20 protein-coding genes are annotated in these 26219 nt (G+C 71.5%); 8 read left to right on the top strand and 12 right to left on the bottom strand.

The features are described from left to right. The first annotated feature begins 62 nt into the window (after positions 1–62). The 3 genes from WMF46_RS15185 (at position 63) to WMF46_RS15175 (ending at position 2978) form a co-directional block, all read left to right on the top strand. On the top strand, positions 63–821 hold the full coding sequence (locus WMF46_RS15185) for a CDP-alcohol phosphatidyltransferase family protein (RefSeq protein WP_437986264.1): 759 nt from the start codon (positions 63–65) through the stop codon (positions 819–821). A 149-nt stretch (positions 822–970) separates the two neighbouring features. Beyond that, positions 971–1375: a hypothetical protein gene (locus tag WMF46_RS15180; RefSeq protein ID WP_437986263.1), complete on the top strand. Its 405-nt coding sequence runs from the start codon at positions 971–973 to the stop codon at positions 1373–1375. 139 nt (positions 1376–1514) lie between these two features. Further along, on the top strand, positions 1515–2978 hold the full coding sequence (locus WMF46_RS15175; protein WP_437986262.1) for a hypothetical protein: 1464 nt from the start codon (positions 1515–1517) through the stop codon (positions 2976–2978). Here WMF46_RS15175 and WMF46_RS15170 read toward each other — a convergent pair. Beyond that, positions 2918–3406, bottom strand: coding sequence for a hypothetical protein (locus tag WMF46_RS15170; protein WP_437986261.1), 489 nt, complete (start codon positions 3404–3406; stop codon positions 2918–2920). The two genes, WMF46_RS15175 and WMF46_RS15170, sit on opposite strands and share 61 nt — an antisense overlap. 256 nt (positions 3407–3662) lie before the next feature. Continuing rightward, entirely contained in the window at positions 3663–4784 is a 1122-nt protein-coding gene (locus WMF46_RS15165) for an AAA family ATPase (protein ID WP_437986260.1), read from the bottom strand. A 400-nt stretch (positions 4785–5184) separates the two neighbouring features. On the opposite strand from WMF46_RS15165, the gene WMF46_RS15160 reads away from it, so the two are divergent. Together WMF46_RS15160 and WMF46_RS15155 are read left to right on the top strand one after the other, a co-directional pair. Continuing rightward, positions 5185–6873 carry a L,D-transpeptidase gene (locus WMF46_RS15160; protein WP_437986259.1) on the top strand — a complete coding sequence of 563 codons (1689 nt, stop codon included), beginning with the start codon at positions 5185–5187 and terminating at the stop codon, positions 6871–6873. A gap of 182 nt (positions 6874–7055) precedes the next feature. Beyond that, a complete protein-coding gene (locus tag WMF46_RS15155) occupies positions 7056–8357 on the top strand; it encodes a UDP-glucose dehydrogenase family protein (RefSeq protein WP_437909162.1) in 1302 nt (433 codons plus the stop codon). A 58-nt stretch (positions 8358–8415) separates the two neighbouring features. Here WMF46_RS15155 and WMF46_RS15150 read toward each other — a convergent pair whose 3' ends face one another. From WMF46_RS15150 to WMF46_RS15125, 6 genes are all read right to left on the bottom strand, one after another. Further along, a complete protein-coding gene (locus WMF46_RS15150; protein WP_437986258.1) occupies positions 8416–10026 on the bottom strand; it encodes a sigma-54-dependent transcriptional regulator in 1611 nt (536 codons plus the stop codon). After that, positions 10023–12380, bottom strand: coding sequence for an ATP-binding protein (locus WMF46_RS15145; RefSeq protein ID WP_437986257.1), 2358 nt, complete (start codon positions 12378–12380; stop codon positions 10023–10025). The genes WMF46_RS15150 and WMF46_RS15145 overlap by 4 nt, the downstream gene beginning before the upstream one ends. 209 nt (positions 12381–12589) lie before the next feature. Beyond that, positions 12590–14560 (bottom strand): S8/S53 family peptidase, encoded by a 1971-nt coding sequence (locus WMF46_RS15140; RefSeq protein ID WP_437986256.1) that lies wholly within the window; start codon positions 14558–14560, stop codon positions 12590–12592. Next, positions 14557–15660 carry a hypothetical protein gene (locus WMF46_RS15135; RefSeq protein ID WP_437986255.1) on the bottom strand — a complete coding sequence of 368 codons (1104 nt, stop codon included), beginning with the start codon at positions 15658–15660 and terminating at the stop codon, positions 14557–14559. The genes WMF46_RS15140 and WMF46_RS15135 overlap by 4 nt, the downstream gene beginning before the upstream one ends. Positions 15661–15816: 156 nt before the next feature. Then, positions 15817–16125 carry a hypothetical protein gene (locus tag WMF46_RS15130; protein ID WP_157906673.1) on the bottom strand — a complete coding sequence of 103 codons (309 nt, stop codon included), beginning with the start codon at positions 16123–16125 and terminating at the stop codon, positions 15817–15819. Positions 16126–16435: 310 nt separating this feature from the next. Further along, complete coding sequence (locus tag WMF46_RS15125; protein WP_437986254.1) at positions 16436–17908, bottom strand: DUF4178 domain-containing protein; 1473 nt, start codon at positions 17906–17908, stop codon at positions 16436–16438. Between the two features lie 107 nt (positions 17909–18015). On the opposite strand from WMF46_RS15125, the gene WMF46_RS15120 reads away from it, so the two are divergent. The 3 genes from WMF46_RS15120 (at position 18016) to WMF46_RS15110 (ending at position 22319) form a co-directional block, all read left to right on the top strand. After that, a complete protein-coding gene (locus tag WMF46_RS15120; RefSeq protein WP_437986253.1) occupies positions 18016–19620 on the top strand; it encodes a polyamine aminopropyltransferase in 1605 nt (534 codons plus the stop codon). A 4-nt stretch (positions 19621–19624) separates the two neighbouring features. Then, positions 19625–21262: an FAD-dependent oxidoreductase gene (locus tag WMF46_RS15115; protein ID WP_437986252.1), complete on the top strand. Its 1638-nt coding sequence runs from the start codon at positions 19625–19627 to the stop codon at positions 21260–21262. A gap of 238 nt (positions 21263–21500) precedes the next feature. Beyond that, positions 21501–22319 (top strand): PP2C family protein-serine/threonine phosphatase, encoded by an 819-nt coding sequence (locus WMF46_RS15110; protein ID WP_437552642.1) that lies wholly within the window; start codon positions 21501–21503, stop codon positions 22317–22319. 212 nt (positions 22320–22531) lie between these two features. Here the strand turns inward: WMF46_RS15110 and WMF46_RS15105 are convergent, their stop codons facing one another. The 4 genes from WMF46_RS15105 to groES all read right to left on the bottom strand — a co-directional run bounded on the left by WMF46_RS15105 (position 22532) and on the right by groES (position 26216). Continuing rightward, positions 22532–23299: an MBL fold metallo-hydrolase gene (locus WMF46_RS15105; RefSeq protein ID WP_437986251.1), complete on the bottom strand. Its 768-nt coding sequence runs from the start codon at positions 23297–23299 to the stop codon at positions 22532–22534. A gap of 4 nt (positions 23300–23303) precedes the next feature. Next, the gene (locus WMF46_RS15100; protein WP_437552639.1) at positions 23304–23960 is read right to left on the bottom strand and encodes a Crp/Fnr family transcriptional regulator; all 657 of its coding nucleotides are present in this window, start codon (positions 23958–23960) and stop codon (positions 23304–23306) included. 202 nt (positions 23961–24162) lie between these two features. Then, the gene (gene groL, locus WMF46_RS15095) at positions 24163–25851 is read right to left on the bottom strand and encodes a chaperonin GroEL (protein WP_437986250.1); all 1689 of its coding nucleotides are present in this window, start codon (positions 25849–25851) and stop codon (positions 24163–24165) included. A 68-nt stretch (positions 25852–25919) separates the two neighbouring features. After that, complete coding sequence (gene groES, locus WMF46_RS15090; protein ID WP_012235412.1) at positions 25920–26216, bottom strand: co-chaperone GroES; 297 nt, start codon at positions 26214–26216, stop codon at positions 25920–25922. Positions 26217–26219: the final 3 nt, after the last annotated feature.

Raw genomic sequence — 26219 nt, 5'->3', positions numbered from 1 at the left:
GAGGCGAAAGCGCCGCCACCGCCCGAGCAAGACGGGAGCCGCTCGGCTAGGATGCGCCGGCCATGCTCGGCGAAGCGAAGCGGATCTACCTGGCCACGCGGAAGAAGCACGATCAGCTCTTCAACACCTACCTGATGCGCCCGCTCGCCGGCGGCGTGGTCGCGCTCCTCGCGCGGACCGCGATCACGCCGAACCAGGTGACGCTGCTCAACCTCGCCGTGTTCGTGGCCGCGGCGGCGCTGCTCGTCGCGCTGCCCACGGCGGCGGGGGGCCTCGTCGCCATCGCCGTGCTCGAGCTGAGCTACCTGCTCGACTGCGCCGACGGGATGCTGGCGCGCCACAAGCAGCTCGCGTCGAAGGAGGGCCACCTCTTCGACTTCTTCACGGACGAGCTCAAGGCGGTGCTCCTCTCGGGCGCCCTCTCGATGCGCCTCTTCAGCGCCGGCGGCCTCGGGCTGGACGGCGGCCGCTGGCCCGGCGGAGACCCGCGCTTCCTGCTCGCCGGCGTCGTGGGGGTCGCGGTGATCGCCTCGGCGATCTCGCTCACGAACTTCGTCCGCCGCCCGGAGATCAGCGGCAAGGAGACCTCGGTCTCCGCCTATTACGAGACCGCCACGGAGGAGCGGCCCCGGTCGCCCGCCGCCCGGGCGGCGGGGCTCGTGATGACGTTCCTGCGCTTCCTGAACCACTACCCGAGCCACATCTGGGCGTTCGCGCTCGCGGACCGGCTCGACGTGTTCTTCTGGATGTATGTGCTGATCAACCTCCTCTACCTGGCGAAGGGCTGGCTCGGGCTGCTGCTCAGGTTCGGACGGTCGTAGCCCGTCATCGCCCCCCGCCGTAGGGCCATGTCACAGGGAGAAGGCGTCGAGACGACCCACCCTGCGTTCCTGTGTGCGATGACCGAACAGCGTGATCTGCCCCGACGGACTGGTGGAGATCCTGGGCCCGGTTGAGGTATGAACGCGCGATGGAGATCCAAGATCTTTCCGACTTCATGCGCGCCGACCCTCGCTTCGCCACCCGCCGCAAATGGCTGATCCTGAGCGAGACCGTGTACACGCCCACGGGTGAGAAGGTGGAAGAAGGGTTCCGCTACTTCACCTGCCCGATCGGAGCGCTCACTGCCGCCCTGGAGAGGCGGGACTTCGCCGCCATCGCGAAGCTCCCCTTCGCCCTGGATGGGGAGGGCGAGCCGGACACCTCCGCGGTGCGCCTGGATCTCGCCTATACCGCGTCCGGTGCGCTCGCCGCCTTCCAGCCCGTGGAGTATCGCGACCACGCGCCCACGTGCCTGTCGGCGCCCCTGGTCCTCGAGCGCGCCGAGGCCCAGGCGCTCCGCGACATCCTGCGAGAGCTCGACCAGTCCGCCTAGCACGACAGCCGCGGTGAGAGAGCAGCACCTCTGGCACGCACGCAGCCGGGTGCTGCTCCACTTCGCGCGCCGCGCGCCGCGCGGCCATGCTGGCGGCCGCTCCTTGCAAGCTCCCCGGAGGCTCGGTTAAAGCGCCTCGATGCGGAGATCCCTTCCCTGGCTGGCTTGCTTCACCCTCGGCCTCGGGCCCGTCGGCTGCGGCACAGAGGGCGATGACATGACCCCGGCCACACCGTCGGAGTACAAGCACCCTTTGCCGGAAGGCGCGAGCATCTGTGGGCGAGCCGACTTCGAGGAGATGTTCCCTTTCTCCCTTCGATCCTCGACCCTCCCCGTGCTCGTGCACCATTACAAGGCGGAAGAGCGCGACACCGCGCGCCAGGTCCTCGCGTTCGTCGAGGAGGGCTGGGACTATCATGTGCGCCAGATCGGCATGCGCCCGCCCATCGGCGATGGCGGAGAGTGCGGGCCGGACGACGCGCTCGATGTGTTCGTGTGGAGAGGCCACCGCAGCTGCCTCGTCGACGTCCTCGGAGGCGAGCCGTCGACCTCATGGGACGACCGGCACCCCTACATGATCGTCGATCCGTGGGGGCCTTACGGCGGCTCCGCTCTCGAGGAGACCGTGGTGCACGAGATGGCGCACGCCTCGCAGGCCGCGGACGACTGGAGCGAGAGCCCCGTCGTCTTCGAGATGTCGGCGACGTTCCTCGACCAGGTCCGCGCGGATCGCTATGCGGGCGAGGGCCTGGCCGACTTTCAGAGGCACCCGGAATGGGCGATCGACCACAACGACCATTACGAGACATGGTCCATGTACGGCGCCTCCATGGTGCTGCTTTACCTCAAAGATCGGTTCTTCGACGGCGATCCGCGGTTCGTCTCGCGCATGTGGCTCGGGTCGCGCGACGCCCCCGCCGCAGGCGACGGCGCGCAGCCCAACGAGCCTGACTTCGTCGATGCGCTCGATGCGATGCTCCGAGAGGCGGCGGGCATGAGCTATGTCGAGGCCGTCCACGAGCTCGCGCGCTGGCGCTGGTACACCGGCGATCACATCGACGACCGCCATTTCCGGCACTTCGCGGGCGGCCTTCAGCACCTCGCGGCGGCGAAGCTCTCGCTGGCGGCCCAGGTCGAGGCCAGGCCGGGCAGGATCGACGTCCGCGAGCGCGCGCCGATGTTGCTCGGCACCAGCTATATCGAGCTCTCGGCAGGAGCGGACACGCCGCGATCGCTCCGGGTGTCGCTCGAGGCGCCCGGCGACGCGAGGCGCCGCTTCGTCGTCCAGGCCGTCCCCGGTCTGACGCCCGACTCGGACGGCGAGATCCTGGACCTGTCGTCCGGCTCCGCGGAGCTGAAGCTCGCAGCCGACGGGAAACGAACGCTCGTGGTGACCGCGCTGCCCACCGGGGCCTACGATCCCGACGCGAGAGGTGAAGAGCGGTATCCGTTCACCCTGATCGTGCGCGACGACGCTGCGCCGCGCCCGGCGTGGAGGCGCGGCGCCGCGCCTCGGCCAAGGGAGCCGGGGAAGGTCGGTGGTCAGCGCTTCGCGACCGGGGCGAACAGAGGCACGAGGCGCTCTTCGATCTCCGTGAGGTAGTCCATGAGCCCGGTCGCGGCGCCTCGCTGCTTCAGGGTGGTCAAGGGAGGGTCTTTCATGCATGCTTCCTCCCGCTCTGGATCCCCTCCCGTGAGCGCATGGAGCACCCGCTTCGCATCGCGCTTCGCGCCTTCCTCGCTCGCCGTGAGCCGCTCGGCGCTGAAGCGGGGGTCGAAACCGAGATCCTTGCGCTCGCGCTCGAGGAGCGCTCTCTCGGCGTCGTCGCGAGGCTCGTAGCCAGCGAGGATCCAGCACTCGCGCTTGGTATTGGCGACGCCGATGACGACCGCGAAGGGCCACGGCTGTGAATCCCGCGCCTGCTCGAAACCCTCGCGACGTCGGCTCAGCTTGTCCGCGTCACGCGTGAGGATCACAACGTCTGGAGGAGAGCCGAGCGTGGCGAGGAGCTTCAGGGCCTGCTCGGCCATCGCTGCGTCTGGTTCGCGCGGTCTTCCGCCGGAGAACCCGTGCGCGACGACATGTCGCGCTCTCGCCATCCCCTTCATGCTCGTCCACTTCAGGTGAGAATCCTGAAGGAAGATACCATGATAACGGCGAAAGAAATCCATCGTCTCCGAGCCAATCCAGTCGACGTTTTCGCAGAGCGCTCGATCGGACAGCACGCAGGCCGTGCGCCGGTCGGCGTCCGCTTCACATACGATCGCTATCGAGCAGGCCACCTGCTCAGGCATGGGGCTGCGGGCCTCGATCGCGGACCCATTCCTCGCCGACCATGCTCCAGATCTCCCCTGGGCGCATGAACTCTTTCCAGCGCTCAAACTGCGGATGATCGTTCAACCGGGCCCACCTCACGGCGCCGGTCTCGTCGGCGCTCATCAGTCGAACCTCCTCAGGCTCGAGATGATCGATGAGGTAGGGGGAGTGGCTCGTCGCGACGATCTGCAGGTCAGGAAGCGCGTCGAGCAGCTTGCGGATCTGCGCGACCAGATCGGCGATGGCCCTCGGGTGGATCGCACGCTCAAGGTCGTCGATGAGGAGCAAGTGCGCGCTCCTACGACCGATGATCGCCGTTAAGATACCCAGCACGATGAGCGTCCCCTCGCTCGCGGCATGGGCTGGTAAATTGGCCGCACCGCGCATGTCCAGCACGACACGATGGCCAACGTACTCGCGCTCTACGGTGCTCGTCGTCGTCTGGCCGTTGATGGTCACCCGCTGGATCTCGGGCCGCCTCACCGCTGACCGCTCCAGACGGATCCTCTCCACAGACGGAATGACTGCGCGCAGCGCCTCCTCCACGCGTCGGAAGTCGTCCGCGCGCGAGATGAGCATCTCGGCGAGCACGGCGGCCAGGCCATCGCCGTCCGGCTCTATTCGCGGCACGAGCGAGGCGCTGTAGGACGGCTGGGCAAGCTTGGTCGCGTCGAGCCTGAGCAAGTCCGCCGGAGGGCGAACAGCATCCACCGCATCTCGAGCTTCATCCGACAACTGAATGCCACCCATCTGTTCCGTGAATACGTCATCACCATGGTGAACGGTCACGTACCTTGCCCAGTGCAGTTCGTCGTATTCCTCTGCACGAAGCTCGATCGAGCCCGCCTTGCCCCTCCAGGTGCCCGTGCATCGAATCTCGATCGGCTCGCTGGTGCCATGAGAGCGGACCACGGACGGATGTCGCTCACCTTCCAGGGTTGACCACGGGTCTTCCGCGTGGAGAGCGGCCAGCCCTTGAAGCACGCTCGTCTTCCCGGAGGCGTTCGGCCCTACCAGCACCGTGAACCGCTCGAGCGGGAAACGGATGTCCCGCAGCGCTTTGAAATTCTTGAAGCTGACGGTCTCGATCATGGGCGTGCACCGAAGCCTTCCGCGGGCCCCGCGAGCCTAGACGACCCGGTCCATCCCGGCTACCTCGCCCGCCTGACCTGCTCGCCCTCCGGCTTCCTCCAGCAACGAGATCGCCCGGCTTCTCGCTGCGCCGAGGAGCGAGATCGAGCTCGCTCCCGCCGCGGCGTGTCGCCCTGAACGCAGCTCTCTTCCGCTGCGCGGCGCTGGCTCGTCGCGCGGCGCCCTGCTCGGCGTCAGTCCGTCATCGTGCACACGTGCCGCGCGTCTCAGCGCCACGGTCCGCGGTGTGGCGCCGCCATTCCTCCAGGACCGGGAGAGAGGCGCGCGCCAACCGCCCACAGAACATGCGCCGCCAAAAACTGGCCCTCCTCCCCCTCCCGTGCATTACCGTCGCCGCGCCATGGACACGCCGCCCCGACCGCGCGCCGCAGCTTCACCCGCGGCGCGCCGCCCTGCGTTCGCGTTCCTCGCCCTCGGTGCGCTCCTCTCGGGCTGCGGCCAGCCCCGGTCCGGGAGCACCCCCGATTCGCCACTCGAGGCCCCCGGCAGCGCTAGCGCCAAGGAGGCCGCCGCGCAGGGCCCGGCCTCCACCTCCTCTCCCGCATCCCCCGCCCCGGCCGAGGACGAGCCGCCGCCCGGCCTGCCCGAGGGCCCGCCCATCGTCTCGCTCGGCGGCGTCGCCACCCCGCCGGCGCCGGTCCCCGAGGGCCGCCCGCGGCTCGCCAGCACCTCGATGCTCACCCGCGTCCTTGCGCGGCCCAGCGCCGACGCGAAGCCCGTCGGCTTCCTGCGCGCCGGCGCGGTCGTGGAGATGGATCCCGAGCCCGCCGGCACGTCCGGCTGCCCCGGGGGCTTCCGCAAGATCAAGCCGTTCGGCTACGTCTGCGTCGGCCCCGATGCGACGCTCGACCTCGACGACGAGATCGTCCGCGCCGCGGCACGCCGCCCCGACGTCACCCACAAGCTCCCGTACATGTACGGGACCGTCACGCGCGGCGGCCCGGCCTACGCGCGCATCCCGACCGAGGACGATGTCGCGCGCTTCGAGCCGAGCCTCAAGAAGCACCTCGATCGCTGGGCCAAGGACGAGGAGAGCGGCGCCACCTACGGCCTCGACGTCTGGCTCAAATGGAGCGCAGAGCCCGCCCCGCCCGCGCTCGACGCGCTCGCGCAGCGCATCACCGATCGCGAGATCCCCTGGTACCTGCGGGACGGCCGGCGCGCCCCCAACCTCTCCGGCCTCATCAAGACGAGCGACGCCGTGAAGATCGACGAGGTCTCTCGGCGCAACGGGATGGCCTTCCTCGAGTCGTTCCTCCACGAGGGCCGGCGCTACAACGTCACAACCGATCTGCGCGTCGTCCCGGCCGACAGGTTCCGCCCCATCCGCGGCTCCGAGTTCCACGGCGTCGAGATCGGCAAGGACATCGACTTCCCGTTCGTGCTCGTGCGCCGCGCCGGGGGCAAGCGATGGCGCGTCGAGGGCAAGAAGCTCGTCGACGGCGGAGAGCTCGAGTGGCGCTCCGCCGTGCCCCTCACCGGCAAACAGCAGTTCTTCGGCGGCAAGCTGCACTACGAGACGAAGGACGGTGACTGGGTCGACGACCGCCACGCCGGCCGCATCGACCCTGCCAAGAAGATGCCTGCCTGGGGCAAGAACGGCGAGAAGTGGCTCGACGTCAACATCACGAAGCAGGTGCTCGTCGCCTACGAGGGAACGAAGCCCGTCTATGCGACGCTGATCTCGAGCGGCGAGGCGGGGCTCGAGGACCACGAGTCCAGCACCGCGACCAAGCGCGGGATCTTCCGTATCCACACGAAGTTCGTCACGAGCACCATGGACTCGGACACCGTCGGTGAGGAGTTCGAGCTGCGCGACGTGCCTTACGTGCAGTACTTCGAGGAGGGGTATGCGCTGCACGGCGCGTACTGGCACGACAAGTTCGGCCGGCCCAAGAGCCACGGCTGCATCAACCTGTCTCCAGAGGACGCCCGCCGCCTGTTCTTCTGGACCGAGCCGGCCGTCCCGCCGGGATGGCACGGCGCAGCGCGCTCGCTGACCGGCACCGTGGTGTTCGTCCACCCCTGAGCCGCGCGGCGCCACGGCGCCACGACCACCACGCGCCCGGCAGCCCCTCGGCTCAGGGAGGCGAGGGCAGCACGAACGCTCGGCGCGCTCGCACGCGAGAGGAGCGGGACAGATCGATCGGAGGCCACACTCCGTGCGACTGCCGGCTAGAACGGCGCCGGGGTCGTGGTAGCGTCCCGCCCATGCAGCTTGCCGTCGTGGGAACAGGGTATGTCGGCCTCGTCGCCGGCGCGGGGTTCGCGGATTTCGGGAATGACGTGGCGTGCGTCGACGTGTCCGCTGCCAAGATCGAGATGCTGAAGCGCGGAGAGGTGCCGATCTACGAGCCCGGCCTCGACGTGCTGATCGCGAAGAACACCCGCGACGGCAGGCTCCGGTTCTCCACCGACGTCGCCGGCGCCATCCGCGACGCCGAGATCGTCTTCATCGCCGTCGGTACGCCCCAGGCGGACGACGGCTCCGCCGACCTCTCCGCCGTCGAGGCCGTCGGCGAGACGATCGGCAAGAACCTGAACAATTTCAAGGTGATCGCCACGAAGAGCACGGTCCCCGTCGGCACGGCGGACCGGCTCCGGCAGATCATCGGCGCGAACGCCACCCAGCCGTTCGCTGTCGCGTCGAACCCGGAGTTTCTCAAGGAGGGTGACGCGGTCAACGACTTCATGAAGCCCGACCGCGTGATCATCGGCTCGGACGACCCGAAGGCGCGCGAGATCCTGCGCCACCTCTACAACCCGTTCGTGCGGGCGAGCGATCGCATCCAGCTCATGGACGCGCGCTCGGCCGAGCTCACCAAGTACGCCGCCAACGCGCTGCTCGCGTCGCGCATCTCGTTCATGAACGACCTGGCCGTGCTCGCGGAGAAGGTCGGCGCGGACATCGAGCTCGTGCGCAAGGGCGTCGGGGCCGACCCGCGCATCGGCACGAAGTTCCTGTTCGCCGGCCCGGGGTTCGGCGGGTCGTGCTTCCCCAAGGACCTCTCGGCCATCCTCTACACCGCGGGCTCTGTCGGGCACGATCTGGAGATCGTCCGAGCGACCGAGCGGATCAACGCCCGGCAGAAGCGGCTGCTCGCCAGCAAGGTGAGCGCCCACTTCGACGGCGCCCTGAAGGGGAAGACGATCGCGGTCTGGGGGCTCGCGTTCAAGCCGCAGACGGACGACATCCGCGAGGCGCCGGCGCTCACGCTCATCGACGCGCTGCTCGAGGCGGGCGCGACGGTCCAGGCGCACGACCCGCAGGCGATGCCGAACGTGCGCGCCATCTACGGGAACCGCATCCTCCTGAGCGACGGCATGTACGGCGCGGCCGAGGGCGCGGACGCGCTGGTCGTCGTCACCGAGTGGCACGAGTACCGGCGCCCGGACTTCCACCGGCTGAAGCGCATCCTGAGCTCCCCGACGCTCTTCGACGGGCGCAACATCTGGGAGCCGGACGAGCTCCGCGGCATGGGGTTCGTCTACACGGGCATCGGCAGGAAGTAGCGCGCGGCGCCGCCGTTGGCGCGGCGCGGCACGCCGCCGACGTGGCGCGCCGCGCCCCTCAGACGTCGTCGTGGTCTGGCGGCGGCGCCTGGCGGCGGGTGCTCGGCGCTTCCTCGCTGGCGTACCGCGGCAAGCTCACCGGCGTGTGGTTGCGGTTGCCCGATAGCTCCTCGCCGAGGTGCCGCGTCCCGTTCGCGGGCGTGTGCCGCCGGCTGCTCGGCGGCTCCTCGCCGAGGTGGCGCGCGGCCATCGGCGTCGGCATCGACATCCGCCGGCTGCTCGGCGGCTCCTCGCCGGTGTGCCGGTCCCAGCGCCGCTCGAGCATCTTCCGATCGACGCCGATGAGCCGCGCCGCGGCCGCCTTGTTGCCGCCGCAGCTCTCGATCGCGTGGTGCAGGACGGCGCGCTCGATCACGCGGAGCTTCGATCCCAGCCGCTCGGGCAGCGCGAGCAGGGCGCGCGCCAGCCGGTCGATCTCCGCGGTGGCGTCCACGACCGGCCGCTCGCGCGCGAGCTCCTCGAGCGTGGGGACGTCGATGAGATCGTCGTCCGCGAGCAGCCCCAGCCGCTCGACCACGTTCCGGAGCTCACGCACGTTGCCGGGCCAGGGCCGCCGGACCAGCCACGCGATCGCGTCGTCGGTGTAGCGCAGCTTGCGCGGGAGCTCCGCGCTGAACGCGAGCAGGAGCTCGATGAGATCGGCGTCGCGCTCGGCCAGCGACGGGACGTGCACCGTGACGACGTTGAGCCGGTAGAAGAGGTCCTCCCGGAAGCGCCCCTCGCTGATGCGCTTCTCCAGGTCGACGTGGGTCGCGGCGAGGACGCGGGCGCGCAGCGGGATCTCCGACTCGGCGCCGAGGGGGCGGAAGCGGCGATCCTCGACGACGCGCAGGAGCTTCGCCTGGAGCTCGCCGGGCATCTCGGCGATCTCGTCGAGCAGGATGGTGCCCGCGCCCGCGAGCTCGAGCTGGCCGCGCATGCGCTTCTCGGCGCCGGTGAAGGCGCCGCGCTCGTGCCCGAAGATGAGCGACTCGATGAGCGTCCCCGGCAGCGCGGAGCAGTTGACCGCGACGAACGGCTCGCCGCGGCGCGAGCTCATCTCGTGCAGCGCGCGGGCGACCATCTCCTTGCCACTGCCGGTCTCGCCGCGGATGAGCACCGTCTTGCTCGACTCGGCGACCCGCTCGATGATCCGGCGGACGCGCTCCATCCCCGCGGACGAGCCGATGAGCGCCTTCGTGCCGAACGTGCGGTCGACCCGCTCGCGGAGCCGCACCACCTCGCCCTTCAGGAGCAGCCGCTCGCGCTGCCCCTCGATGATCGGCAGGAGCATCTCCGGGCAGAGCTCGTCCTTCAGCACGTAGTCCTGCGCGCCGAGCCGCATGGCCTCCCGGATCTCGGAGAGCTCGCTGACCGACGTGACCATCAGCGCCGGCGTGCTCCGCCCCGAGGCCCGCACCCGCCGCAGGATCTCCAGGCCGCCGCGGTCGCGCGGATCGTCCGACAGGCGCACGTCGAGGAGCAGGAGGTCCGGCGCGCTCCGCTCGACGACCGTCATCGCGTCGTCCAGGCCGACCGCCTCTAGTACCTCGACCTCGTCGAGCGCGGCCAGGATCTGCCGCAGCGTGCGGCGGCCGCTCCGCTGATCATCGACGATCAGGATCTTCACGCGACCTCGTCCTCCGCGGTGATGGAGACGTCTGCGGCGGGGATCGAGATCACGAACCGCGTCGTGCCGTCGCGCCGCTCCGGCTCGATCAACCACCCGTGGGCCCGGACGATGCGGTGCGTGATGGCGAGCCCGAGCCCGGTCCCGCGGGGCTTCGTCGTGTACCAGGGCGCGAAGAGGCGCGACGCGTCCCCCGAGATGCCGGGCCCCGTGTCCCACACGACGAGCTCGGCGCCGCTCTCGGTGGTCTCCCAGACGACCCCGATCGTCCCCTTGTCGCCGGCCGCGTCGAGGCCGTTCGAGAGGAGGTTGACGAGCACCTGCGTGGCCTGATCGGGATCGCAGCGGAGCCTCGATCCAGCGCTCACGCGCGCCTCGATCCGCCGCTTGCCGAGCTGATCGCGCAGGAGCATCTCCGCCCGGCTTACGAGCTCCTCGACCGCGAGGCGGCGGCGCTCGAGCTTCCTGTGCGTCACCCGGCGCAGCCCCATCACGAGGCGCTCGAGGCGCTCGACCTCCTCGCAGCCGATGTCGACCTCCTCGGCGTCCAGGCTCTGGTTCTTCGATCCGCGCTTGAACACGGAGCGGAAGAAGTTGATCGGGTAGCGCACCTCGTGGGTGATCTCGGCCGCGAGCGTCTCGATGAGCGCCGCGCGCTCGTCGCGCCACGCGGCGGCCTGCTCCCGCCGCCGCCGCTCCAGCTCCGCGTAGCTGTGGGCGTGCGCCATGGCGAGCGCGGCCTGGTTGCCGATCGTGCGGAGCAGGTCGAGATCCTCGCTGGTGAACAGGGCGCCGCCGCGCTTCTTGCCCACCTCGAGGACGCCGAGCAGCCGGCCGCGGAACATGACGGTCAGCGAGAGCTCGCTCGCGCTCGCGCTCGTCGTGGAGGGCTCGACCTCGATGACCCGCTCGCCGCTCGACTCGTCCGCCCTCGGCGCCGGCTCGCCGGGCGCGGCGCCGGCGCTGCCCGCGCCGTCGGCCGCGTCGACCGCGATGCGGCGGAAGGTGACGCGCTCGCAGGAGAGCCAGCGCGCCACCGTGCGCTCGACCGCGAAGGCGACCTCGTCGGGATCGGCGACGAGCGTCAGCTCCTCGCTGAGCTGCTCGACGGTGGGCTTGTACTCCGCGCGCGCCGGGAAGAGCTTCCGATCGCCGGCGCCGAGCGCGAACACGACGAGCGCCGCGCTGACGACGGCGGCCGGCGCCGCGACCTTGATCGCGCCGAGCAGCGGGAGGCCGGCGTACCCCGCGCACGCGGAGCAGAGGATCACCGTGAGCGCGACCATCATGCAGGCGATGATGACGCGCGTGAGCGGGCGCGACAGGAGCGCGCGGCTCCCCCAGAGGTCGTAGCGGATGAACGCGACGACGCTCGAGACGGGCGTGAGGGCGAGCGCGGGGATCGCGAACCACGCGAGCGTCGACGCCGGGGCGCCGAGCATGGCGAGCATGAAGCCGAGGGCGATCACCACGTGCGGCGGCGCCATCGCGAGGAGCAGCGCGCGCAGGGTGCGGCGGCGATCGCCCTCCGCCGCGGCGAAGCGGAGGATCAGCGTGGTCGCGAAGAAGAAGAACGACGCCACGAACAGGATCGCGCAGACGCTCCGGAGCGAGACGGTGGTCCAGCCCATGGCGTGCGAGGCGAGCAGGGCGGCGGCGAGCAGGCCGCCGAGCCCGTGCGCGATCCGCGCGAAGACGGGGTAGCGCGCGATGAGCGGGACGTCGTCCGGCAGCCGCAGCGCCAGCGTGAAGAAGCTCATCGGGACGAGCGCGTAGGCGACGTGGAAGAACGGGACGAGGTGGCGCGAGCTGTGGTAGTCGAACAGCGCGAACTGGAAGAGCGCGGCGAACAGCGCGGCGCTCGCGAAGGCGCGGGCGAGCTTGCCGTGGGGGCTCGCGCTGAGGGCGATGAGCGCGGCGCCCACGTAGAGCGAGGCGACGACCATCAGCCCGCCGGCGTAGAACCACCAGGCGAGGGCGTCGAAGGGGACGAGGGAGAGCTCGACGTCGCGCAGCCCCTCCGCCGTCTCGACGCGGGCGTGCACCGAGCGGCGCCCCTCGTGCGCCGCCCGTTCGACCGCGGCGTCCCAGGCGCTCGCGCGGTAGCGCCCCGCGGTGCTCTCGAGGCGCCAGCCGTCGACCTCGACGACGCGATCCGGGTACCGGAGGCCCTTCTGGAAGCCCTCCCAGGACGGCAGGCCCACGCTCGAGACCACGCCGTCCGGATCGACGAGCACGCCGGGGAACGGGCGCTCGTACCAGCCCAGAGCGCTCCTCATCCCCGAGCCGCCCAGCACGAGCGCCGCGAGGACGACCACCGCGAGGAGCCAACGGCGATTCTCGATAGCAGGCATCGGGAGAGCCGACGGCGCGCAAATTGCGCCGCCAGCCACCCACGATACGCTGGAACTCCGGGTGAACCAACGGGGCTCGCGCGCCGGACGGGGCGCAACGCGCCCGTCACCCGCGATCCCGGCGCCCCAGCGGCGCTACTACGCAATTATCATTACGTTTTCCCGCGGAGATGAGAGCGGGATCACCCCGCGGCGGGACGGCGGCGCGCTCAGGCGGCGCCCTCGTGCGCGTCGCCGTCCGTGGCGTCCGCGAACACGACGTCCGCCAGCGCTCCGAAGCGCGACTCGACGTAGGCGACGGCGGCGGCGTCGGTCGCCGATCGCTCGAGCCGGTCGAGCAGGGCGGTGATCTCGTCCCGCACGCGCGGCGAGGGCGGCGGCGCCGCGCGGCTCGCGGCGAGGGCGCGGACGACGAGCGAGAGCTGCCGCAGCACGGCGCCAGCGCCGTGGGCGCGCCGGCGCCGCGGGTCGCCCGCGGTGAGGCGGGCGTGGCGCACGAGCGCGCAGACGCCGTGGCAGAGGCTCGGGTCGGCGAGCAGCGCCCGGACCGCCCAGCGCCCGAGGCGGCGCGAGTACAGGCGGCGGACGAGCGGCCCCTCGGCGCGGGCGTCGTGCCAGATGCGAGCGGCGCCGTCCTCGCCGACGGACACCAGCGCGAGCGCGACGGGATCTCCGGCGGCGAGGCAGGCTCGACCGGCGTCGATGCGGCCGTAGCCGTGCTTGGCGTTGTGGCCGTCGCGATCGCGCCCGTCGGGGAGCACGTCCCACGCGTCGGCGATCGGCTCGGCCGACGCGGGCGCCGCGGGAGGCACGGGGGCGAGCGTGCGCATCACGAGGGCGTCGAGCTCGGGCAGGCGGAGCGACGGGTTCCGCGACAGGACGAGGAGCAGCGAGCCCGCGGCGAGGGCCGAGGCCCCGCTCGACTCGGCGTGGCAGAGCCGCTCGAGCGCGGGGGTCGCGCTGGACGCGGACGGCAGCGGGCAGGTGATGTCGTCCCCTGGCGCGAGCCACCGCACCGCCGGGCCGCGGTTGGCGAAGGGGCGGCTGCGCCCCCGCCGGTCCCGCCAGAGGAACCACCCTTCGCCGCGGGCGCCCGGGCCGACGCAGAACACGCGCGGGTCGCTCGCGGGCTCGCCGAACCCGAGCGAGAAGCTCGCGTGCAGCGACTCGGGAGGGCTCGAGGCCTCACGGCCCGTGGGGAACACGACAGGGCAGCCCCGGCCGCGGCGCCCGAGGCGGGCGGCGAACTCAAGCGCGTCGTCGAGCATGGGCGTCGTCGAGCCCTCGACGTACGCGGCGCACACAACGACGTCGGCGCCGTCGCTGACCGCCCGGACAATCGCGACCGGAAGGGCGACGACGCACGATCCAGGCTTCGGGATCAGGTAGAGCCGGGGCGACGCGTCCGGCGCGACGCCGCGGAACCCGCCGGGGCGGCGGCCCCCCACGGCCCACGCGACCATGAACGCGCCGTGCGCCTGGCTGCGCGGCGGCTGCTCCATCATGACGAGCACCTCGCGCTCGAGGCCGAGCTCGTCGGCCGTCCACGCGTCGTCGTCGATGACCCCGAGGCGCGTCCCGGCGCCGCCCCCGCAGCGGCGGCGATCGACGCCGATCCCGCCGCCCTCGTCGCGCAGGAACCAGCGGCCGGGGGTGACGGGCTCGTCCTCGACCGAAGCGCGGCGCGCCGTCCAGCCCTCCGGGCGCGCCGCGGCGCCGGCGGCCGCGTCGAAGCGCGGGGCGACGGCGGCGCTCGGGCGCCGGGCCGACGCGACGTAGCGCACCGGCAGCGCCGCGGCCGAGAGCGCCGCGGCGACGTCGGCGCGCCGCCCGCGGTCGGGGGACCGGACGCGGAGCCAGAAGATGGGCGTCCGTTCGATGACGCGCTCGACCGCGACGCCAGACCAGCGCGCCCCGAGCGCCGCGGCGACCGCGTCGGGCGCGACGGGGCACCGCGAGGCGACGACGACGTCGAGGGGACCGTCGTCGTCGTCGCCGGCGGCGGTGGGGACCGGGGCATAGCCGAAGTCCCACGGCGGGCGCCGCGAGCGCGCCCTGGGCGTCGCGGACGACGCCGGGGGCGGCGCGCTCTTGCGACCGGGCGCCGGACGCGCGCGCGCGGACCCCTCCTCCGGAGAGCCCGCCCCCCCTCGCGCGGCCGCGCCGCGGCCGCGGCTCATGCCAGCACGGCCTTGGCCCAGGCGTTGAGCGCGTGGGCGCGGTTCGCGAAGCCGGGGCTCTCGGCCTCGCACCGCGCGAGCTCCTGCGCCTGCGCCGCCTTCCCCTCCGCCCAGGCCGCGACGCGGCGAGCGCCGAGCACCGCGGCGCGCCGCCGCGCGGCGCGGAAGCACCGGCGCTCGCCGTCGAGCATCGCCGCGAGGACGCCGGACTCGAGGACCATCCGGCGGACGGGGAGCAAGGACGAGGGCGCGTCGGGGATCGGCGGCTCGCCCTGCGCCTTCGGCGTCACCGCGATCCCCCAGGGCGGCGTCCCGAGCGGCCCGTACGCGACCGCGCCGCGGTGGCGCGGCGCCGAGGCGCGCTCCCGATCGCGCTCCTCGGCCCGGGGCTCTTCGTGCGCGCGCGATCGGAGCTCCGACGCCAGGACGACGGCCCAGGCGCCGCCTCGCTGGTAGTCGTCCTGCCAGTCCATGACGTCGTCGTGGAGCTGCAGCCCGAGCCACACCGACGACAGCAGCCGCGCGAGCACCTCGCGCCGCTCGGCCGTCCAGCCGGCGGCGTGCGCGAGGGCGATCGACGCCGGGAAGCCGACGCTCTGCTTGCCGAGGGAGAGCGCGTAATAGCGGCTGAAGCCGGCGGGCCCGCCGCTCGCGAGGAGGCTGCGCTCGGTCTCGATGGCGAACAGCGTCGCGTCGTCCGCGCGCGCGAAATCGATGGCCGGGTCATCGACCCCTGGCGCGACGCGGCGGAGCGCCTCGTCGCGCGCCCGCCGGGCGTGCGCCAGGATGGCCTCGAGCTGCCAGGTCGGGCGGACCTGCTTGTCCTTGATGCGATCGGTGCCGAACGCCTCGATGACGGCGAGCAGGTGCGCGAGGAGCGCGTCCTGCACCGTGGCCCCGCGGACGCCCGGCATGGCCTCCGCGAGCAGCGCGGGCGCGGCCAGCGTGATCTCGTTGCTGAACACGGCGCTCCAGGGCACGTCGCGCGACGGCGACAGGCCGAGCGTGTAGGCCAGCCCCTGCGCGTCGGCGTGCAGCATCCCGGGGAGGGTCCGCCAGAACGCCTTGTAGAGCTCGTCCACCCACAGGGCGTCATCCATGCGCGGGCACCTCCCTCGCCCGGCGCGGCGCGCCGGGCACGGCGCTCGCGGTGCGCGGCGCGCTCCGGGCGCCGGTAGATGGCACCGGGGCAGAGCCGCGCCGGTGAGACGTACGCCGATGGCGGTGCAACCCCGCCTGTCGCCTGCGCCGCGGCATCAATAGACGTTCGACTCCTTCCAGGGCGACAGGCACACGTTGAAGCGCTCCTCGACCACGATCGCGCGCCACTGGAGCACCTGGGAGGCGCTCAGCCCATCGAAGAAGCCGCCGATCCAGGAGCGGATGCGGCCGTTGAGCTGCGCGCGGATCCTGGCCGCGTCCACCGGCTCCTCATCTGCCTCGGGCGCGACGACGTAGAGGGCGAGCAGCTGCTTGAACTCGTCGAAGTGCTCCTGGTTTCGGAGCAGGGAGATGTAGAGCGCACGCAGCTGTGCGTGCGGGTCGATCGAATTCACCGTTTGCATGGGCCTCCGCCGCCGGTCCACCACCGGCGTCAGACGGCACATTGCACGTCACGGGCCGCCGTAAGCCAGCGTGTAACCCATTGAAATTACTCGATCGCCGGCGGCGGCCGGAGCGGGGCGATACCCGAAACCGACCATCATCTGCCCGAATCCGACCGCTCCGCTCGACGCGATGTCGCCTTTCCACGGAGGTGGACATAGACATGTCCAGTGCTGCACGTGCCCGACTCGACACCAGCCGGGATCGCAAAAGACGCACCGGCACATGTCGTTCATTTCATGCGTAGCCGAATCGAGCAGTAGAGCTGGATCACTTCCCGCCGCCGAAGCTCGGGCTGCCGCCCCCGCTCGGAATGAAGAGGACGCCGCCGCCGCCCCCACCGCAGTCGCTGAGCGCGATGAGAATGAGGAGGACGACGATGACGACGACGACGATGACGACGATCCGGCCGGCTCCGCCGCTCGTCCCGTCGCCGAACGAGGGGCTCGGCGGGGGTGGCAGGTGGAAGGCGGCGGCGATCTCCTTCCCTGGAAGCGGTGAGCAGAACGACACGCTCACCTCGGTCGGGGCCTGCTCGATGCTGACCTTGCCGCCCTCGCCCTGGTACTCCGTGGCCTGCACGGCCTCGCCGATCTCGACCTTCCAGTAGAACTCGCCGATGACGTATTCCACCTCGGCGTGGACGCTCTGCTTGAGCGCATACGTCCGCCCTTGATAGCTCGCCGTCGAGCCCATCGGCTGGACCTCGCCGGGCGAGAGAGGCGTCACGAACTGCCACGCCCCGTCCTCTTCCATCAGCCACAGGTAGCCAACGCTCGGTCCGCCGTAGAGCAGGTACTCGCGCCAGCGGTAACGCTCGCCCTCCACGGTGCAGCCCCGGATGACGAAGCCGATGCAGAGCACGCGCATGCCGCGGAGCTGGCCCTCGGCGCCGAGCGGGACGTACGGCTCCATGGGCGGCCTGGGGACCTGTCCGAGCGCGACGAGCGTGCCCTTCGTGAGATCGCTCGCAGTACCGCAGTACCGGCAGACGATGCGCTCCGTGGTGCCGGGCGCGGCGAGCGGCAGGTTGCCGCCGCAGCTCGGGCACACGACGGCGGACACCTGCGCCGTGGGCTGGTCCACAGGGGCCCCGGTGTCGAGCTGCATGATGGCCGGGTCGATCTGCCGGCCCAGGTAGAGCTTGGGCGGGATCGTCCGCCCGTCGCCGTAGTCGAGCGTCCCGAACTCGCCCCTCGGCCCCGCGATGTCGGCGAAGCCCGTCACCACGCCCGGCGCGGCGACGTAGGGCATCTCTCCTTCGGCCGAGATCACGCGCCGGCGGCCGACCTCGACGACGGTGAACATGCCGTGCCCCTCGAGGTGGACACGGCCGCCCGGCTGGAGGGAACTCCACGGCGGCAGCCCGTTCATCGGGAGCGGCGCCTCGGTGGTGGCGTACCAGCGCCCCTGGGCGAACGCGACCCACGTCCAGCGGCCGCTGGCCGGGAACGCGATGAAGATCTCCTGCCAGGGCGCGCCCGGCGCGCTGGCCCGATCGAGCTGGACGCGGCCGTCGACCACGAACGGCTCGTTGCCCCAGCGCCCGGTGACGCCGAGCTGGAGGGGCGTGGGAATCTCGACCAGGTCGGCGACGCGCCCGACGGCGCGGAGGTCCCGATCGGTGCGCGCGACGACGAATTTGCAGTGCTTGCACACCTGCGCCATCGCGCCTGCGAAGCGAAACGTGATCGGCGCGCCGCAGGAGGGGCACGCGGCTGCTCGGTCGAAGGGCGTGCTCACGCGAGCACCATACTAGAAGCCTCGACGACGAAAGAGGAAGCGTTTCAGGTGCGCCGGCGAGCCCGAACAGGCTGTGGTCCAGCGCGAGCGGTGCTAGGACCGCGCCGATGCCGGCCGTCGAGGAGAGCCCTGCGGGCGCTCGGGGCGCCCCTCCCGGGGACGCTCCGGCGCCCTTCCCTGCGGCGCAGCCGCTGCCCCGGCTCGTGCACCCGGCGCTCCTCGCGAGCGTGTTCGTCATCGCCACGTCGGGGCTCGTCTACGAGCTCATCACCGGCACGCTCGCGAGCTACGTCCTCGGCGACTCGGTGACGCAGTTCAGCTTCGTCATCGGCCTTTACCTGTTCGCGATGGGGATCGGCTCGTACCTCTCCCAGTACATCGAGAGCCGGCTCCTCGAGCGCTTCGTCGAGATCGAGCTCGGCCTCGCGCTCGTCGGGGGGCTCTCCGCGCCGATGCTCTTCAGGGTCTACACCGCGCTCGGGTCGTTCCGCGCGCTGCTCTACTCGCTCGTGCTGCTCATCGGGATGCTCGTGGGGCTCGAGATCCCGCTGCTCATCCGGCTGCTCAACTTCTCGCTGGATCTGAAGCGGCTCGTCGCGCGCGTGCTCACGCTCGACTACATCGGCGCGCTGGCCGCGAGCCTGCTCTTCCCCTCGCTCCTCCTGCCCCGCCTCGGGATCCACCAGACGAGCCTGTTCTTCGGCATGCTCAACGCGGTCGTCGCGCTCACGAGCACGTTCCTGTTCCCGCTCGATCGCGCCGTCATCGTCCGGCTGCGGGCGCTCTGCCTGATCGTGATCGCCGGGCTCGGGGTCGCCTTCGCGCTCGTCTCGCGGTTCGTCGAGCGCTCGGAGGCGCTCTATTTCGGGGCGCCCATCGTCTACGCCGCGCAGTCGCCGTACCAGCGCCTCGTCATCACGAGGAGCCCGCGAACGACGCGCCTCTTCCTCAACGGCAACCTCCAGTTCTCGTCGGACGACGAGCACCGGTACCACGAGGTGCTCGTGCACCCGGCCGTCGCCGCGCTGGGGCGCGAGCCGCGGCGCGCGCTGATCCTCGGCGGCGGCGACGGGCTCGCCGCGCGCGAGCTGCTCCGTTACCCGTCGGTCGAGCAGATCCTGCTCGTCGACCTCGACGGCGCGGTCACCGGCGCCTTCCGCGATCTGCCGCTCGCCGCGGACCTGAACCAGGGCTCGCTGCACGACCCGCGCGTCGCCGTCCGCAACGAGGACGCGTTCAAGTACCTTGAGGAGTCGACCGAGTCGTTCGATCTCGCGATCGTCGACTTCCCCGATCCGGGCAACTACGCCGTCGGCAAGCTGTACACGGACGCCTTCTATCACCTGCTCCGGCAGCGGCTCTCCGTGCGCGGGCTCGCCGTCGTCCAGGCGACGTCGCCCCACTACGCGCGCGAGTCGTTCTGGAGCGTCGTGACGACGCTCGAGGCGGCCGGCTTCAAGACCGCGCCGCTGCACGTCTACGTGCCGAGCTTCGGCGAGTGGGGCTTCATCCTGGCGGGCGGCGAGGGGCTCGCCGCGCCCGGCGCCCTCCGGATCGATCCGTCGAGGCTCCGCTACCTCGACTCGAGCGGCCTGCCGGAGCTCTTCCGGTTCCCCCGCGATCTCGGCCGCGTCGAGGCGCCGATCAACCGGCTGAACGACCAGAAGCTCGTCTCCGTGTACACGCGCGAGTGGGCCGAGTGGACCCGGTGATCGGGTGAACCGCCGCGGCTTCCTGAGCTCCGTGGCCGCGGGCTGGGTCGTGCACACGGCCGCGCCGGGGCGCGCGCCGCTCGCCGGCGAGATCGTCGGCGCGGCCCACGGCGCGGGCCACCTGCTCCGCGGCGGCCCGCTGCCCGCGGCGAGCGGCCCCGCCGAGCGCGCGGACGTCGTGATCGTCGGCGGCGGGGTGAGCGGGTTGTCGGCCGCGTGGCGGCTCGCCGGCGCCGGGCTCGATCTGCGGGTCCTCGAGCTCGAGCCGAGGCCGGGCGGCACGAGCGCGTGGGGCGACGACGGCGTCGTGCCGCACCCGTGGGGCGCGCACTACCTCGCCGCGCCGAACGTCGAGGCGCGCGCGACGCTGCGGCTGCTCGATCAGATGGGCGTCGTCACGGGGTGGGACGCGGCGGGGCGCCCCGTGTTCGATCCGAGGCGGCTGTGCCACGCGCCGGGCGAGCGGCTGTTCTACGAGGGCGCGTGGCACAGCGGCCTCGCGCCGGTCGACGCGCTCTCGAGCGAGGCGCTGGACGAGCTCGAGAGGTTCCACGCGCTCGAGGAGGAGCTCACGGAGCTCACCGGCAGCGACGGGCGCCCGGCGTTCCAGATCCCGCTCGATCGCTCCTCGCGCGACCCCGAGCTCCTCCGGCTCGACCGGATGAGCATGGCGGCGTGGCTCGATCGCGAGGGGTACCGCACACCGTTCGTGCGCTGGTACGTGCGCTACGCGATGCTCGATGACTTCGGCGGCGAGCCCGAGGAGATCTCGGCCTGGGCGGGGCTGCATTACTTCGCGGGGCGCAAGGCGCGCGCGCCCGAGCTCGCGGGCAGCCGCTACCTCGTCTGGCCCGAGGGCAACGGCCGGCTCGTGAAGGCGCTGCTCGAGCGCGCGGCGCCGCGCGTGTCGCTCGGCGCGCTCGTCACGTCGGTGCGCCCGCAGCCGAGCGGCCGCGTCGAGATCGACTACGTCGACGTGCAGCGCGGCGAGGCGCGCCGCGTCGAGGCCCGCGCGGCGATCCTCGCGGCGCCGGCGTTCGTCGTGCGCCGGATCTTCGCGGGGAGCGCGGCGGGCGAGCTGCCGGAGCGGGTCGCGTCGGCGTGGCTCGTGGCGAACCTGCACGTCGAGCGGCCCATCGATCCCAACCACGCGTGGGATTCCGTCCTCTACGGCGCGGAGGGGCTCGGCTACGTCGACGCGCGCCACCAGCTCACCGATCTCGCGGCGGCGACGACGCAGCGGTCGCGCCTCGCGACGCCGGTGCAGCGCACCGTGCTGACGTACTACCGCGCCTTCGGCGGGCCGGACGTCGCCGCCGCGCGCGCGGCGCTGCTCCGCGCGCCGTGGGCGTCGCTCGCCGACGGCGTGCTGCGCGATCTCGCGCCGGCGCACCCGCACCTGCGCGACGACGTCGAGCGGATGGACGTCATGATCTGGGGGCACGCGATGCCGCGCCCGCGCCCCGGCTTCCTCGGCCCTCGGCCGTTCGAGCCGCGCTGCGCGCTGTCCGAGCGCGTCGCCTGGGCCCACGTCGATCAGCCGGGGATGGCGCTCTTCGAGGAGGCGCAGGCCTGCGGCGTGCGCGCCGCCGAGGCGATCGCGGCCTCGGCGGGGATCGCGATCGGCGAGAGCTGGCTCTGAGCTCGAGCGCCCGTCGCCTCGGCGCGCGCCGCGCGGCGGGGAACCCCACGTCCTCTCTCATCTTTCAAGAGCAAAGTGCGTCCGGCGAGCGGGCGCCTCCGGAACGGTCCTTTACCCCTGCCGCCGGCCGCTTCCAGCGGCCATGGCGAGGCCGCTGTGGGAGATCCGGCCCAGGATTTCAGCTTTGCCCTCGCCTTGAACTTGCGCTGCCCCCCTGCTCCGCGTCTACTCTCTGCCCATGTTGCGGACCCGGTTTGCCGGGATGACGGATACCGGGCTCCTCCGGGACCACAATGAGGACAACCTCCTCGTCAGCGAGGAGTACCGTGTCGTGGCCGTGGCGGATGGAATGGGCGGACACCGCTCGGGCGACGTCGCGAGCCAGCTTGCCGTGAGCACCCTCTCGGACTTCTTGTCCGTGACGGTGGGGAGGGACGCCACCTGGCCCTTCCCTGCCGATCCGAACCTGACCGAGGAGGAGAACTACGTCGTCACCGGCCTCAGGCTGGCGAACCGGCGCATCTTCGATCGCTCGCTCAAGACGCTCGCCGACTTCGGCATGGGCACGACGATCGTGGCGGCGATGTTCTCCAAGGACGCCGAGCACGTGACGGTGGGTCACGTCGGGGATAGCCGCTGCTATCGCCTGCGCGACAGCCAGATCACGCAGCTCACCCGCGATCACTCGCTCGTCAGCGACGCGGCGCACATGGCGCCGTGGATGACCGAGGAGGAGGTCAGGCAGCTGCCGGCCAACGTCATCACGCGCGCGCTCGGCATCCGCGAGGACGTCCTCGTCGATCTCGTGACGGACGAGACGCGGCACGGTGACGTGTACCTCCTCTGCTCGGACGGCCTGTCCGGGCTGGTGAGCGACGATCAGATCCTCGAGCTCGTGATGTCCAGCGGCTCGCTGGACGCTGCGTGCACGGCGCTCATCGATCGGGCGAACTACTTCGGCGGCACCGACAACATCACGGTCGTCCTCGCCCGCGTCGAAGAGGTGCCCGACGGCAAGCGCCCCTTCAACGACGAGCCCACCCAGGAAAGCCGCTAGCCCGCCGCGCCTGCGGCCGCGTCGCGCGCGAGCTCCCGACACCGCCGCCGCGCAGGCCCAGGCCTCACCTCCTGCGCGGTGAGATCTCGCCCGGACCAGCGAGCGATCCCCCCTCGGACAGGGCAGCTCGGCGCCACGATCGCGTCGAGCGGAGCGCCGCCATCCCCCGCGCGCGCACGACGCCCCGCCCCGATGCGTCGGCGATGCGTCGGCTACAGGACGAAGTGATCCATGAGCTGAAGGACCTCCAGGTTCAGCCCCTTCAGCGCGGCGCACTCCCGCTCCACCTCGGCCTGGAAGACCGGCTTGATGTGGTAGAGCATCGTCGGCAGATCCCTCGGCGCGCGGAACTTCTGGAGCTCGTGGGCGAGCGTCTGCGGCGTGTGGTGGCCGCTCACGGTGGCGAGGCGCTGCTCCCGGTTGGGGAAGCTGACCTCCATCAGCAGCGCGCGGAGGTCCTGCTGCTGGTTCAGCACCTCCCACAGCCGCTCCGTGGGCCCGGTGTCGCCGCTGTACGCGATCGCGCCGCCGTCCCCTTCGATCACGAACGCCGACGCGTCGATCGTGTGCGTCACGTGGACCGCGCGCACGAGGCGACCGGCGACCGGCGTGGGGCGCTCCGGCTTGAGCTCGAGGTACTGGATGGTCGGCTGCCCGGCGCTCGGGATCACCGCGAAATCGGGCCAGAGCACGTTGTTGAAGAAGTGCTTCTTGAGCGTCCGCAGCGTCTCGCGCGTGCCCGCGATCACGAGCGGCGGGCACCCGAGCTGGCAGCGGTTGTCCGCGATCGTGGCCAGGTCGCGGATGTGATCGAGGTGCGCGTGGCTCACCAGGCACGCCTCGATCCGCGCCTGGTCCTTCACCTCGAGCCCGCTGGTCAGCGAGCCGGCGTCGATCGCGAGGATGTCGTCCACGACGAACGCGCACGTGCGATGCCTGGGGGTCTCCCCGCCGTGGCAGCCGATGACACGCAGCTCCACTGGTTCAGCTCTCTCCGCCGAACTTCTGCGGCATGTCCAGGAACTCGATGAAATCCCTGAACCTGCGCATGTCGGTCACCATGATCGCCGCGGGTCCAGGCGGCCCGTACGAGAGGAGCTTCAGCCGGCGGAGCCGCTTCATCACCTCGTCCACCGTCTCTTGCTCGACGTCGACCTCGCGCGCGATGTCCTCGGGAGAGGAGCGGACGCGTATGCCTTCAGGCGTCTCCTCCCCGAAGGCCTCGGCGTGGCGCGCGAGCGCGAGCATCACGCGCGCCTTCGGGTCACGGTGCATGAGGATCTCGACGAGCGAGTTCGCCGCGTCGAGCCGCTTCGCCAGCTTCTTGAGGAGACGGAGCGCTATCTCGACGTCGCGCTGCAGCATGACCTCCAGCTTCCGCGCGTCGATCACGAGGCAGCGGGACGGCTCGCTCACGGTGGCCGTCGCGTTCCGGGGCTTGCCGTTCAAGATCGCCATCTCGCCGACGAACTCGCCGGGCCCGAGCACCGCGAGCACCTTGTCCTCGCCGACGACCGACTTCGTGATCCGCACGGCGCCCGACTGGATGACGAACATGACGTCGCCGGAGTCACCCTCACGAAAGAGCACGTCGCCCGGCACGTACTCGCGGCCATAGCGGGCGAACGACGACTCCGACATTGCCCGGGAGTCTAGCGCCCCACGTGACCGCGGGTCAAAAACCCGGGCAAGAGCGCTGGCGCTCACAAAACACAAAACGCGAGGGGCCCCCCAAGCCAGCATGCTTTGGAGGGCCCCTCGGCCCGCTTCGTCGGGGCAGCGCGCCCGGCGGGCCGGCGCCGCGCGGAGGCGGCGGCAGCCCGAGAGCGGCGCGGACAGGCGATCAACCCATGTCGAAGTCGCCCATGCCGCCCATGCCGCCCATGCCGCCCATACCCCCCATGCCGCCCATACCCCCCATGCCGCCGGGAGCCCCGCCGCCCGCGGCCTTCTCCTTCTTGGGCTTCTCGGCGACGAGGGCCTCGGTCGTGAGCATCAGCGCGGCGACGCTGGCCGCGTTGGAGAGCGCGTGCCGCACGACCTTGGCCGGATCGATGACGCCGCCGGCGAGCAGGTCCTCGTACGAGTCGGTCGCGGCGTTGTAGCCGAACGTCGGCGCGCCCGTCCGGACCTTCTCCGCGACCACCGTCCCGTCGACCCCCGCGTTCTGGGCGATCTGGCGGAGCGGCGCCTCGACGGCGCGGCGGACGAGCCGCACGCCGACGTCGCGCTCGTCGTTGAACTTGAGCGACTCCAGCGAGGCGGCCGCCCGGAAGAGGGCCACGCCGCCGCCGACCACGATGCCTTCTTCGACGGCCGCGCGGGTCGCGTGCAGCGCGTCCTCGACGCGCGCCTTCTTCTCCTTCATCTCGACCTCGGTCGCCGCGCCGACCTTCACCACCGCGACGCCGCCGGCGAGCTTCGCGAGCCGCTCCTGGAGCTTCTCGCGATCGTAGTCGCTCGTCGTGTCCGCGATCTGCTTGCGGATGGCCTCGATGCGGCCCTTGATGGCGGTCTTGTCGCCCTGGCCGTCGACGATGACGGTGTTGTCCTTGTCGATCTCGACCCGCTTGGCCGTCCCGAGGTCGCGCACCGTGGCGCTCTCGAGCTTCTGGCCGAGGTCCTCCATGAACGGCGTCGCGCCCGTGAGGATCGCGATGTCCTTCAGCATGTCCTTGCGGCGATCGCCGAAGCCGGGCGCCTTCACGGCGGCGACCTTGATCGTGCCGCGCAGCTTGTTCACGACGAGCGTGGCGAGCGCCTCACCCTCGATGTCCTCGGAGAGGATGAGCAGCTCGCGCCCCTGCTTCACCACCTGCTCGAGCAGCGGCAGGAGGTCGGCCATGGCCGAGATCTTCTTCTCGTGCACGAGGATGAGCGGGTTCGTGAGCACCGCGGTCATCTTCTCGGGGTCGGTCACGAAGTAGGGCGAGAGGTAGCCGCGGTCGAACTGCATGCCGTCGACGGTCTCGAGCTCCGTCGTCATGCGCTTGTTCTCCTCGACCGTGATCACGCCCTCCTTGCCGACCTTCTCCATGGCGTCGGCGAGGATCTGGCCGATCTCCTTGTCGCCGTTGGCGCTGACCGTGGCGACCTGGGCGATCTGGTCCTTGTCCTTGGTCGGCTTGGCGGCCTTCTGCACCGCCTCGATGACCTTCGCGACCGCCGCGTCGATGCCGCGCTTCAGATCCATCGGGTTGTGGCCGGCCTCGACGAGCTTGAGGCCCTCGCCGAAGAGCGCCTGCGCCAGCACCGTCGCCGTCGTCGTGCCGTCGCCGGCCTTGTCGCTGGTCTTCGAGGCGACCTCGCGCACCATCTGGGCGCCCATGTTCTCGAGCTTGCCGGCGAGCTCGACCTCCTTGGCGACCGTGACGCCGTCCTTCGTCACCACCGGGGAGCCCCAGCTCTTCTCGATGACGACGTTCCGCCCCTTCGGCCCGAGGGTCACCTTGACCGCATCGGCGAGCGTGTTCACGCCCTTGAGGATCGCGGCGCGGGCGCCGCGGCTAAAAACGATCTGCTTCGCAGCCATCTCTCAATCCCCTCGCGGCCGCGCGGCCGCGTGTACTAACGCTTGCGTTCGGTTGCCTCAGACCTGGTTCACGAGGCGGACTCGGTCACGGCGAGCACGTCGTCCTCGCGGATGAGCACGTGCTCCTCGCCGTCGAGCTTCACCTCGGTGCCGCTGTACTTGCCGAACAGCACCTTGTCCCCGACCTTCACATCGAGCGGGCGAACCTTGCCGTCCTTCAGGACCTTGCCGTTCCCCACCGCGACGACGCGCCCCTCGATCGGCTTCTCCTTCGCGGCGTCGGGGATGATGATGCCCCCCTTGGTCTTCGTCTCGCTCTCGACGCGCTTGACGACAATCCGATCCTGCAGCGGCCTGATTTTCATGCT

Source organism: Sorangium sp. So ce117 (assembly GCF_051524395.1).
GTDB classification, from domain to species: Bacteria; Myxococcota_A; Polyangia; order Polyangiales; family Polyangiaceae; genus Sorangium; species Sorangium cellulosum_B.
Note: the sequence above shows the minus strand (reverse complement) of the source record. Positions and strands in the feature narration are given on the sequence as shown.